General features: G+C 65.4%; 9 protein-coding genes. 3 read left to right on the forward strand and 6 right to left on the reverse strand.

Annotated features, from left to right (window positions below):
* Positions 1-29 precede the first annotated feature (29 nt).
* Both ACP8ML_RS01645 and hemE read right to left on the reverse strand, forming a co-directional pair.
* A complete protein-coding gene (locus ACP8ML_RS01645) occupies positions 30-1,460 on the reverse strand; it encodes a protoporphyrinogen/coproporphyrinogen oxidase (protein WP_270236800.1) in 1,431 nt (476 codons plus the stop codon).
* A 23-nt stretch (positions 1,461-1,483) separates the two neighbouring features.
* Positions 1,484-2,545 (reverse strand): uroporphyrinogen decarboxylase, encoded by a 1,062-nt coding sequence (gene hemE, locus ACP8ML_RS01650; protein ID WP_065674252.1) that lies wholly within the window; start codon positions 2,543-2,545, stop codon positions 1,484-1,486.
* Between the two features lie 129 nt (positions 2,546-2,674).
* Between hemE and ACP8ML_RS01655 the strand changes: the two genes are divergently transcribed.
* The 3 genes from ACP8ML_RS01655 (at position 2,675) to ACP8ML_RS01665 (ending at position 6,827) form a co-directional block, all read left to right on the forward strand.
* Positions 2,675-4,009 (forward strand): glutamyl-tRNA reductase, encoded by a 1,335-nt coding sequence (locus ACP8ML_RS01655; RefSeq protein WP_065674288.1) that lies wholly within the window; start codon positions 2,675-2,677, stop codon positions 4,007-4,009.
* A gap of 50 nt (positions 4,010-4,059) precedes the next feature.
* Positions 4,060-6,111, forward strand: coding sequence for a hydrogen peroxide-dependent heme synthase (gene hemQ, locus ACP8ML_RS01660; protein ID WP_486703062.1), 2,052 nt, complete (start codon positions 4,060-4,062; stop codon positions 6,109-6,111).
* 353 nt (positions 6,112-6,464) lie between these two features.
* Positions 6,465-6,827, forward strand: a complete 363-nt coding sequence (locus ACP8ML_RS01665; protein WP_486703063.1) for a hypothetical protein — start codon at positions 6,465-6,467, stop codon at positions 6,825-6,827.
* A 72-nt stretch (positions 6,828-6,899) separates the two neighbouring features.
* Here the strand turns inward: ACP8ML_RS01665 and disA are convergent, their stop codons facing one another.
* The 4 genes from disA to ACP8ML_RS01685 all read right to left on the reverse strand — a co-directional run bounded on the left by disA (position 6,900) and on the right by ACP8ML_RS01685 (position 11,865).
* Positions 6,900-8,003 (reverse strand): DNA integrity scanning diadenylate cyclase DisA, encoded by a 1,104-nt coding sequence (gene disA, locus ACP8ML_RS01670; protein WP_065674255.1) that lies wholly within the window; start codon positions 8,001-8,003, stop codon positions 6,900-6,902.
* Between the two features lie 49 nt (positions 8,004-8,052).
* Complete coding sequence (radA, locus tag ACP8ML_RS01675) at positions 8,053-9,453, reverse strand: DNA repair protein RadA (protein WP_484483244.1); 1,401 nt, start codon at positions 9,451-9,453, stop codon at positions 8,053-8,055.
* 64 nt (positions 9,454-9,517) lie between these two features.
* Positions 9,518-11,164 (reverse strand): NAD-dependent malic enzyme, encoded by a 1,647-nt coding sequence (locus tag ACP8ML_RS01680; protein WP_486703005.1) that lies wholly within the window; start codon positions 11,162-11,164, stop codon positions 9,518-9,520.
* A 62-nt stretch (positions 11,165-11,226) separates the two neighbouring features.
* Entirely contained in the window at positions 11,227-11,865 is a 639-nt protein-coding gene (locus ACP8ML_RS01685) for a VOC family protein (RefSeq protein ID WP_016666929.1), read from the reverse strand.
* Between the last annotated feature and the right edge of the window lie 127 nt (positions 11,866-11,992).

Here is an 11,992-nt window from a genome sequence, read left to right on the forward strand (position 1 = left end):
ACTCGGTTCCGACGCCTGTTCCCTTGCTCTCAGACCAGTTGACGGGCCGTGTGGCGGGCTTGAGGCACCAGAGCTGCGATGCCGGAACCCGACGCCCATGCCCCGACCAGACCGATGCGGCCTCGTCCGGACTGGTTCAACTCCTCGAGCTGGCGGTGCAGACCGTCACGCCACGCCCTGGTCTCCGGAGTCGTCGGGGCCAGCGCCCCCGTCCAGTGGATGATCTGGGAGTCCACCACCTGATTGGACGACAATTCCACACCGAGCAGGATCGAGGCATCCTCCAGCGCCCGCTCGACGCTGAGCGCGACATCCGTCTCCCCGGATCGCCCGTAGGAGACCCGTAGCAAGTGCAGTCCGTCGGGGCAGGACTGCCCCAGGCTCGGCCACTTGGCAGACATGTGCGTCAGGGCCTTCGCCTTGACGCTCGTCGTCCCGGGAGCCACCAGCATGCCGTTTCCACGCGGGCTGTCGTCCAGCTCCGGAGCCTGCAGGGCCAGATTGACGTGGCCAATGGGCGCACCGGGAACCATCTCGGGTCCGGAGACGTCGATGACACTGCTCAGCAGGTCGGTGGCAGGACCGGCAGAGCAGGCGACGACGACCCGCGGGGTCAGGAAGGTGCGCACCTCGCCGTCAGGGACAGGAGGCAGGGACGGATTCGGGTTGCGCGAGGTGCCGGCGGTCTCGACGAGCCACTGGTCACCATGGCGGGTCAACTTTCGAGCCCCCACCCGGGTCATGATCCTTGCACCGGCCTCCTCGGCCTGACGACGCAACTCGGCCGGCATGGTGAACATGCCGCCGGCCACTGATGCGACGGCCGGCCCCTCCGGCAGCCGGGAACGGCACAGGGCCACGCCGGCAGCCAAGGACCCGGTGGACTGGGCGGCAGCCCGCAGACCGGGGGAGACGACGTCGGCCGAGAGCAGGTGCGGATCGGCGGCATGGATACCACCGGCGATCGGGGTGACGAGTCGCCTCAGCACCTCCGGTCCCATCCGTGACTCCACCAGGGTTCCCAGATCCCGTGGGAGTTCGTCGGGCATCGGGGCGCGGTCGAGTGCGGCGGCGCGGGCGGCCTCCTGGGCTCCCAGCGCAATGACGACCGCCGGGTCCGACAGATCGGCAGGAATGCCCAGGATGGCATTGCCGGGCATCGCGAAGCAGGCGTCGTCGAAGTACACCCAGGACGGGGCGGTCCTCGGCTTCTCGACGGTCACCCCCAGTTCCTCGGCCAGCTCGGCGGTGTCGGGAAGACGAATGGCCCACCCCTCGGCGCCGATGTCATAGCTGATCCCTGCCAACGTGGACCCGGCCACCAGGCCTCCGGTGTACCCGCGGGACTCCACCAGCACGGGGTGCAGCCCTTCCTGGGCGAGCTGCCAGGCCGCAACGAGCCCGGCCATGCCACCGCCGATGACGACGGCGTCCACGGTGTGCGGATCAGGGGTGTTCATCGTCACGTCCTCGGAATTGTGGTTCACAGTGAGTGCACCAGCTTCACCAGTCGCGTCAGCACATCGGGGTCGGTGTCGGCGGGCACACCATGGCCCAGATTGACGACGTGGCCGGGGGCCTGACGTCCAGCCGCGACGACTTCGCGGGTGGCGCTCTCTAGCGGTTCCCAACCGGCGAGGAGCAGGGCCGGGTCGATGTTGCCCTGGACCGGCATGTCCATCCCGGAGACCATGAGGGTGGCGCAGGCCTCGTCGAGGCTGATGCGGTGGTCGACGCCGAGGACCGGGTAGCGGGACGCCGTCGCGGCCACCTGGGCCAGCTCGGAGAGCAGATGGCTGGCATTGACGCCGAAGTGCACCACAGGGGTGTTCGGGTCGAGCTCGGCGAGAGCACGCTGGGAGAAAGGGGCAACGCTGGCGCGGTAGTCGACGGCGCTCAGCGACCCGGCCCAGGAGTCGAAGAGCTGGACGGCACGAGCTCCACCGCGCAACTGGGCGGCCAGGAATGCGGCGTCCAGGTCGGCCACCCACTCCATGAGCCTGGCCCAGGCTTGCGGATCCGAGTGCATCATCGCGCGGGCGGCCAGGTGGTCACGAGAGGGCCCGCCCTGCACCAGGTAGGCGGCAATCGTGAACGGGGCGCCGGCGAAACCAATCAGTGGCGTGGTGTCACCGAGTTCTTCCGTCACCAGGCGGGCAGCCTCTTCGATGGCAGAGGCATCGCCGGGCTCGCGCTGGGTGATCCGGTCGACGTCGTCCTCGGTGCGAACAGGCTCGTCGAGAACTGGTCCGACTCCCGGCTCGATCCGCACCCCGATCTCGGCCATGGCCAACGGCACCATGATGTCGGAGTAGAGGACGGCCCCATCGACATGGTGACGTCGCACCGGCTGGCAGGTGATCTCAGCTGCCAGCTGAGGGTTGAGGCAGGAGTCGAGCATCGTCGTGCCCTCGCGGGCCTTGCGGTACTCCGGGAGCGAACGGCCCGCCTGACGCATGAACCAAACCGGGGTGACGGCAGGGCGATGCCCGGTCATGGCCTGCAGAAGCGGTGAGTCGGCTGTGGAAGTGGTGGTTTCAGTCATCACCTCGATTGTGCCTCACTTCGTCGAGAGGCCGTTCATGGGGCAGTTGTCGACTGCGGCGAAAGGCTCGCGGCTACTGGGGACCGTCGGAACCACATGGTTCAATAGCATCTCGTGGGATTGTGTGTCTTGACCGTGGATCATGCCGAGCAAGGACTCGGCGTCGTTTCCGAGGCTGCCGCGCAGGTCGATGGGCTCGGCCTGGCGCTGACTGACCATCCCCAGATCCGTGGCGCTCTCGTGTTGTCAACGTGCAACCGAGTGTGCCTGATCGTGGAGACTTCTCCCGACTCTGCCGCTCAAGGATTCGGCGAGACCGCGCTGCGCGCCTGTCTCGCCGACCAGGGGGCGACGGTGTTGGCTGACTCGGCCCAGATCTTCTGTGAGAACGACGCCGTCTGGCGTGTGTTCCGGGTGGCTGCTGGCCTGGAGTCGATGGTCGTCGGTGAGCGCGAGGTCGCCGGACAGATGAAGCGTGCTTTGAATGAGGCGCGCAAGGAACAGACGGTTTCGTACATCATCGGCCACGTCGTTGAGGAGGCGCTCAAGACCTCCCGCCATGTCGCCACTGAGACGGCACTGGCTGCCGAAGGGCGCACCGTGGTGGCCGTCGGACTGGACCTCGTTTCCCAGCGGATGGACCTCGACGGGGTTCGTGTTCTCGTCATGGGAACTGGTTCCTACGCCGGCGCGTCGTGCGCCCAGCTGAACTCCCGCGGGGTGACCGACATTCAGGTTCATTCCGCTTCCGGACGTGCCGCCGGCTTCGCACGCCGTCACCGTGTGGCCGAGGCCGTCGATCTGGACGCCGCGTTGGCACAGGCTGACCTCGTCGTCACCTGCCGTGGATCGGGCGTGCCCGCCCTCTCCGCACAGGCCGCCCGACGCGCAGTGGATGCTCGCGCCGGACGAGACCTGCTGGTCCTTGATCTGGCCGTCAGCGGTGATGTCGAGGATCCGGTGCCCGCTGGGGTTGAGGTCATCGACCTGGAGACCATTCGTCATGCCGTTCCCGCCTCTGCCGAGGCCGAACGTGCCGCCGCCGAGCACATCGTCGCTGCCGGGGTCCGGCACCTTGCCATCGACCTCGAGCGTCGTCGGATGGCTCCGGCCGTCGTCGCCCTGCGCGACGTCATCTCAGATCTCGTCACCGCCGAGCTTGAGCGCCTGCCCGAAGAGGGATCGGTGCCGGTCGACGAGGTGGCAGCTTCTTTGCGTCGGCTTGCTGCGTCCATGGCGCACATCCCGTCGGCGCGAGCCAGGATGGCCTCTGAGAAGGGCCTGGGGGATCGCTGGCTCAACTCGTTGTCGGACGTGTTGGGGATCGACGTCGAGATCGCCGCGCCCGTCATCGACATGTCAACCTTCACGAACGCTGACTGCATGGCCTGCCCGGTGACCGGCCTGCGGGTGGAGGACCTTGCCGCGGATGCGGCGCCCCGAGGTGAGGAGAAGAATTCGTGACCGCCAACCCGTATGCAGCCCCCAAGGATCCGTTGGCTCCCTATGACGCGGTGCTCGTCGCATCTTTCGGTGGGCCGCGGTCCCCGGAGGAGGTCAGGCCCTTCCTGAGGAGGGTTTCCAACGGTCGCATTCCGGATGAGCGATTGGCCGAGGTCGCTCACCACTATGACCAGTTTGGTGGGGTGAGCCCCATCAACGCGGCGACGGACGCCTTCGTCAACGCCTTGAAGAATGAGCTTCACCAGCACGGAGTCCGAGTCCCGATCCTGCTGGGGAACCGCAACGGCTCACCGTTCCTTGATGACGTCCTGCCCGAGATGCACCAGCACGGTGTGCGTCGAGTGCTTGCCGCCGTCACCTCCGCATATGCCTGCTACTCCGGTTGCCGTCAGTACCGCGAGGAGATTGCTGCGGCCCTCGACCAGGCCGGCATCACGGACATGCAGATCGACAAGGTGCCTCCCTTCAACGAGGCCCCCGGTTTCATTCGCGCCAATGCGGAAGCCCTCATGCAGTCCTTCATGCGCATCCCGCCGACTCCGCTCGAGGCCACCCGAGTCGTTTTCGTCACCCACTCCATCCCCGGCCCCATGCAGGAGGCGTCGGGGGCTGGGCAGCCAGGGACTGACTACATCTCCCAGCACAAGGCGGTGTGCGAGAAGATTGCTGACCAGGTGCGTCATGCCTTCGGCAACATGCCGCAGTGGGATCTGGCCTACTGCTCGCGGTCGGGACGCCCTACTGACCCCTGGCTGGAGCCTGACATCAGTGACCACCTGCGCACCCTTCCGGAGCAGGGGATCAAGTCCGTCGTGGTTGCGCCGATCGGTTTCGTCGCTGATCACATGGAGGTCGTCAATGACCTCGATCACGAGGCAGCTGAGACGGCGGCTGAAATCGGGCTGGCCTTTGCCCGTGCTGCGACCGCTGGCGCTCATCCGGCCTTCGTCGCCGACATGGCGGGCCTGATCATGACCCAGGCAGCGGCTGCCCGAGGAGAGGGCGGAAATCTGACCTCCTGGCCCACCCCCTGTGCTCCCGGATGCTGCCGACGCTGCCCGGACGCCAAGGACATTCCGGCCATTTCCGGAAGTGACGTCGTCGAGCCTGACGAGACACAGGCCTCCGAGCCGGTGGCCGCAGCCGTGGCATCGACTGGTACGGCAACGGCGGCGGAAGCCGCGCACCCAGAACCTGAGGTCCTGTCCGGTCCCAGACCTGCTACCGTTCCTGGACCTGACGCCATTCCTGAGGCCGTCGGACCGGAGCCAGAAGCTCCTTCCCCCTACGACCTTCTGACCAAGGAGATCCCCATGACTGACCATTCGAGCAGCAATTCAGTGATTGAGGGACCTCGCGACGACGAGGCCCCCGCCGGTTCCTACACCGCACCGACTGATCCGCGTGATCATGCCGTCGTCCCGGAGGAGGTCAATGCCTCCAGCAAGTGGGCAATGTACTCGGTATTCAGCGTTGCCACTCCGCTTCCCGCCGACGATGTGGCGCGCCGTCAGCTCATCGAGGGCTCCGACGAGTGGGTCGGACAGTCCGGCGTCGAGACCCGTGGCTGGTATGACCTGTCGGGTCTGCGCGCGGACGCCGACCTGCTGGTGTGGTGGCTGAGCGACAATCCGACGGCCCTGCAGGACGCCTACCATCGGTTCCGCGGATCCGGTCTGGGACGCCATCTCGATCCGGTGTGGTCGAATGTGGGCGTTCACCGTCCGGCAGAGTTCAACAAGTCTCACCTGCCCTCCTGCTTCGCCGGAGTCGCCCCGCGGCGCTGGGCTGCCTTCTACCCCTTCGTCCGTTCCAAGGGGTGGTACCTGCTCCCGGCTGCTGACCGTTCCCGCATGCTGCGCGAGCACGGCATGGTCGGTGCTGCCAGCTCTGACGTCAAGGCGTCCACCTTGGCCGCATTCGCCCTGGGAGACTACGAGTGGATTCTCGCCCTGGAGGGTGACGACCTCGCTCGCGTCGTCGACGTCATGAAGGACCTGCGCTACGTCGAGGCTCGTCGTCATGTTGACGTCGACACCCCCTTCTTCACTGGCGAGCGCGTCTCCCCGGTGACTTGGGCCGACCGCCAGATGAGAGCTTGATGGCGCCCTTGCGTGGCCTAACCGACCCGGTGGGACCGGAATCGCCGCAGACCTACTGGGTGCGGCGTCTGGTCCTGCTCATCGCAGTGGTGATTGTCGTTGCCCTGGTGGTCACGGGTGTTTCCAAGCTCATGGGCGGTTCGAAGAAGTCGGCGGCGCCGGCGGCGTCGTCCTTCACCCCGAACCCGTCATGGACTGACACCGCCTGGGGCCCGGAGACTCCGACTCCCTCGGGTTCGGCCAGTTCCGGCAAGTCCGCTTCCTCCTCGAAATCCCCGTTGGCGACGTCGTCCGCATCAGCGTCGTCATCTCCATCCGCATCGACCGCTGGCGAACTCTGCGAAGGGTCCCAGCTGACGGTCAAGATCACGGGAGCCAGCAAGAAGCCCAAGGTGGGTGACACCGAGACCTTCACCGTGGAGGTGAAGAGCTCGTCTGACTGTCGCTGGGACACCCAGAAGGTGAAGCAGACCCTCACCGTCACCTCCGGATCAGACCGCATCTGGTCGACCGAGGGCTGCGGCTCTTGGGGGCCAAAGGGCATCCGTGAGATCAGGTCTAAGGATCCTTGGACCTATAAGGTCTCATGGCCGACCAAACGGTCCACCGACAAGTGCAAGCTGTCGAAGGAAACCCTGGGGAGTGGCTACTACATCGCCACCGTCAACATTGATGGCGGTTCGAGCGATCGGTTCATCATGCAGATGAGTGAGTGACCCTCCATCCACACCCCCTGCCCCATGACATGTTTCGGCTCCCAGCTCTCGAGCTGGGAGCCGAAATCGTTGTCAGTGGAAGTGATGGGTGCGCTGGTCGTTCTCGAAGATTGACTCCAAACCCTGCCGGATCTCGCGGGCCCGCTTCAGCCCCACTCCCTTGACGTCGCCAAGTTCTGACGTGGAGGCCGACACCAAGGTCTGCAGGTTCGAGAAGTGATCGATGATTGCTTGAATCGCCCGGGACGACAAATCGGTGATCGATGCCAGCTGACGGTGTCCACGTGGCTGCATGGGAGCGTCGAGGGGGTGCTCGACAGGATCGAGATCGATGGCCCCAGCCACTTTGGCAACGTCGAGAAGGTCCTCCCAGGGAAGCTTCTGCAGACCGGACAGGGAGAACTCGCCCGGGGCGACGGAGTCCGGCCGGTAATCCTCGGTGAGCAGACGTCCCAGGTCCTCCACCCCGAGGGACAGCTCGTTGCGCTGCAACTGGACCAGACGCCCCTCGACACCAAGTGCGGAGACATAGCCGCGGACCTCGGCGTCGATCCGACGCCACATCTCGACGCGCTGGGCGACGGCTGCGACGTCACGGACCTGGACCTGGTCGCGGACCTCCAGCATGGTGAGGTTGTCAGCTTCCTCAACCAGACGAGCACGGTAACTCGACAGGGTCGCCAGTGCCTGGTTGGCGCGAGCCAGTAGCTGCTCCGGCCTCTCAATCGGGTAACGGCGGCCATTGAGGAACAGGGACATCACTGACATCGACGCCGAGACGACGACCACCGGTGCGCCAGTTTGTTGGGAGAGGCGGTCACCGGTGCGGTGACGGGTACCGGTCTCCATCGTCGGCAGGTTGCCGTCCGGGACGAAGTGGACCGCAGCCGCGGTGATTCGCTCGTGGTCGCTCGAGACGACCAGCCCACCGTCCATCTTCGACAGCTCGCGAAGAGCCTGTGGAGTGAGCCGGACGTCGAGTGAAAAACCGCCGGAACACACCTCATCGATCTCCGGGCCATTACCGAGCACGATGAGGCCACCGGTACGTCCATTGATGATCCGGTTGAGTCCTTCCCGGATAGGTGTGCCGGGGGCGAGCAGGGCCATCAGGTGACGGACCCGTGCGGCCTCCGTCTCCCGATCGCTCTCGGGGGTCGGCTGGGCGTCGGTCATGAGACGACTCTAGTTCTACCCATTGAAGTTCTCACCTCGGATGTGCTCATCATGACTGGTCCGCCTTGCGCTGCCGACGCAGGTTGAGCACCGACAGTGCCTCGGCCACACTGCCGACCTCGATGACATGGAGGCCGTGCATGGACGGGACCTTGGTGTGCGCCTCGCGGGAATTGCGTGGCACGACGGCGAGGTCAAAGCCGAGGCGTGCTGCCTCTCCCACGCGTCTCTCCAAACCAGGGACACGTCGCAGATCACCAGCGAGTCCGACCTCTCCCAGGGCCACGACTCGCGTCGGGAAGTTGGCGTCGAGAACAGCCGAGGCTGCCGCCACTGCGATCGCCAGATCGGCCGACGGGTCCGACACCCTGGCCCCACCCACCGTCGAGACGTAGACATCCCGGTTGCTCAGTGGCATGCCTGCCTTGCGTTCCAGGACGGCCAGAATCATGGCGACCCTGCTGCCCTCGACCCCATGGGTGGTGCGCCGCGGGTACTTCTCGGATGCTGATGGGGCCACCAGCGCCTGCACCTCCGAGAGCAGGGGACGGCGACCCTCCATCGTCACCGTCACGCAGGTGCCCGGTTGGGGATCGGCATTGTCCGAGGTGAACAGTCCCGACGGATCGGGTACCTCCATGATTCCGCTGTCGGTCATCTCGAAGCAGCCCACCTCGTCGGCCGGGCCGTAACGGTTCTTGGCGGCGCGAACCATGCGGAATCCGGAGTGACGGTCACCCTCGAAGTTGAGGACGACGTCGACCAGGTGCTCCATGGTGCGCGGACCGGCGATCGACCCCTCCTTGGTGACGTGACCGACGATGATGACGGCCATGCCACGCCGCTTGGCCACCCGTACCAGCGCACCGGTGACCTCCCTCACCTGGGAGACCCCGCCGGGGGAGCCGTCAGCCTGACTCGTCCCCACCGTCTGAACCGAGTCCAGCACCATGAGGGAAGGCTCGGTCTGCTCGATGTGTCCCAGTACCGTCCCCAGGTCGGTCTCGGAGGCCAGATAGAGTTCGTCAGCAAGTGAATTCGTACGACCCGCCCGCAGTCTCACCTGTGCCGCCGACTCCTCACCCGTGACGTAGAGGGTGCGTCGTCCGGCCTTGGCCCATTTGGCAGCGACGTCGAGGAGCAGGGTCGATTTTCCGACTCCTGGTTCTCCGGCGAGCAGCACGACGGCCCCGGGCACCAGACCACCTCCGAGCACCCGGTCCAACTCGCTGATCCCGGTGAGGTGACGGTTGGCGGCCTGCTCACTCACCTCGCCGATGGGCACCGCCTTGGAGGTGGGTGTCGACGAGGCAACCGCAGTGAGCTTCGGTGCTCCCCTCTCGACCACCGAACCCCAGGTCTGGCACTCCCCGCAGCGACCGACCCACTTGGACGTCGTCCAGCCGCACTCGGTGCACACCCATGTCGGAGCCTGCGTCTTCTTCGCCATGGCTCATACCCTGTCAGCAGGGGCCGACAGGTTCGACGATGGTGGTGTTCCGGTGGTGTCCTCCTCAGGCCACCGGCGGGTAGTGCGGCCACCACATGGCGTCCTGAACTGCCTGCACGACGTTGTCGGGATGTTTTGTGGCGATTCCCTCCTCGATGGCGGCCTGGACGACCGCCACTGCGACCGTCGCCGAGGAAGCCCGCAGATTCTCCACGGCGGGGAGAAGGGATGCTCCCGCCGGACGCGGGTCCACCTGGGAGGCGACGGCCTCGGCCGCGGCGAGGATCATGCCGGCGCTCACTCGCTCGGCTCCCGAGACAATGACCCCCAGCCCCAGGCCCGGATAGAGAAGGGCGTTGTTGCCCTGTCCGATCTCATAGCGCACACCGTCATACTCAAAGGGCTCAATCGGGATGCCGGTGGAGACCAGGGCCTTTCCCCTCGACCATGAGATGACGTCTGCCGGCACCGCCTCGATCTTCTCGGTGGGGTTCGACAACGGCAGGATGATGGGACGCTCGACCCCCTTGCACATCTCCTCGACGACCTGCTGGGTGAAGGCGTCGTGGTCGGTGGAGGTGCCGATGAGGATCGTCGGGTGAACCTGCCGGACCGTCTCCACCAGACCGATATGCCCGTTTGAATGAGCCCAACGACGCGTCTTACCGGCTGGCTTGGCGTAAGGCTCCTGGTAATCGGGCAAATTCTCCATGTCGTCGGTGACCAGCCCATTGCGGTCGATGAGCCAGATTCGATCAATAGCCTCCTGCTGACCCAGGCCATCACTGATCATGGCCTCTCGGATCTGGTCGGCAATTCCGGTACCGGCGGTACCTGCCCCGTACACCAGCAGACGCTGACTGGCGAAGGTCTGTCGGGTGACCTTGAGACCGGAGATAACGGCGGCCAGGATGATGGCTGCCGTACCCTGCATGTCGTCATTGAAGATGCGATGGCTCCCGGCATTCTGCACCAGAATCCGACGGGCATTGGAGGCCCCGAAGTCCTCGAAGTGCAGCAGGGCATGCGGGTACAGCTCGCTGGCGACCTCGAGGTATTCGTGGATGAGTTCGTCATAGCGTTCCCCGCGCACTCGGGCATGACGATTGCCGAGGTACGACGGGTCGTTGAGCAGGTATGCGTTGTCGGTGCCGACGTCGAGGTTGACGGCGATGGTCCGCTCCGGACGGATGCCCGCGGCTGCTGTGTAGAGAGCGAGCTTGCCTATGGAGATGTCGGTCCCGTTGACTCCCCAGTCCCCAATTCCGAGTATCTGCTCGGAATCGGAGACAACGAGGAGGTCGACGTCGTCAGGCCCCAACTCGAGGGTCTCGAAGGAGGGACGGACATCCTCGATGTGGTCGACGGACAGGTAGACCGCGCGGGAGCGTCGGTAGGCGTGACTCCACTTCTTGATGGCCTCGCCGACGGTGGGGTCGTAGATCACCGGCAGCAATTCGACGAGGTGATCGACCAGCAGCTTGTAGTAAAGGGTCTCGTTACGGTTCTGCAGTTCTTCCAGGAATACGTAACGGTCAATGCTGCGGTCGAATCCCTGGAGCTGGCGGTAGCAGCGCTGGGCCTGCTGCTCGAGAGTCTCGACGGCTACCGGAAGCCGTCCGATCATCCCGTGCTCCAGCCGTTCGGCGCGAGTGAAAGCCGTTCCCCGATTCGTGATCGGGTTCGTCATGGGTTCGGGTTTCCTGGACACGACAACCTCCCGGTAATGACTTCGTTTCTTACACTACCGGGAGGTTCTGTCAGTTTTTAACGTCAGATGCGAACTCGTCCGTGGGACGGGGTGTCGAAGGTCACGGCGTCAATGCCGGGGTGGCCATTCGGGCTGGTGAAGTCGAAGGTGATGCCCTCGACCTCGTCGGGAATGGTTTCTCCCAGCCAGTTCTCGACGCGCTGACGCGATCCGGACACCTCGACCGAGGCGAGGGTGACGTTGCCGCTCAGGCTGGAGGGCAGCAGCTCGGCCGGGGAGGTCCACTTGATGAAGAAAGGAAGCTGCGGGTCAGCCATCAGGCCCTTGATGCCGATCTGGCGCCACTCGAGGTGACGACCATCGGGGAAGGTACGGTTACCGGGCACCGACTCACGCTCGAGGCGCTTCTCGTAGGGGGCGAGATCGTCGACGGAGACGGCCCACCCCATCCATCCGCCGCCCTGTTCCTGACGTGCGCGCACGGCCTGGCCGAAGACGGCCTTCTCGGCTGCGGGGTGGTCCAGCACCTCCACAACCTCGATGTAACGCGGCCCGACCAGCGGCAGAATGCGGTTGCGGGTTCCAAAGCTCGGATGGACTCCGCCGTTGATGAATGAGGTCCCCAGGATTTCGCCAAGGCGAGCGGCATCCTCATCGAGACCTGCAGGGCCAGCGGCGAACATGAGATGGTCGACGTGCATGGCAGTATTGTCCCCTTTGTGCTTTCCATGATGAAATCCGACCCCCGGTTGGCTGCAATGAAGCGGGTCCGAGCGAGGTCTTGAGGGGATGTGGACGGGGCACGCATTCCTTGGCTTGTGGCACGCC

It is taken from the genome of Cutibacterium sp. LaCa_255 (assembly GCF_057458005.1).

Coding starts and splice junctions, on each gene's coding strand:
- hemE (WP_065674252.1), bottom strand. CDS start 2,545: ATGACTGAAACCACCACTTCCACAGCCGACTCACCGCTTCTGCAGGCC.
- disA (WP_065674255.1), bottom strand. CDS start 8,003: ATGACCGACGCCCAGCCGACCCCCGAGAGCGATCGGGAGACGGAGGCC.
- ACP8ML_RS01685 (WP_016666929.1), bottom strand. CDS start 11,865: ATGCACGTCGACCATCTCATGTTCGCCGCTGGCCCTGCAGGTCTCGAT.
- ACP8ML_RS01645 (WP_270236800.1), bottom strand. CDS start 1,460: ATGAACACCCCTGATCCGCACACCGTGGACGCCGTCGTCATCGGCGGT.
- radA (WP_484483244.1), bottom strand. CDS start 9,453: ATGGCGAAGAAGACGCAGGCTCCGACATGGGTGTGCACCGAGTGCGGC.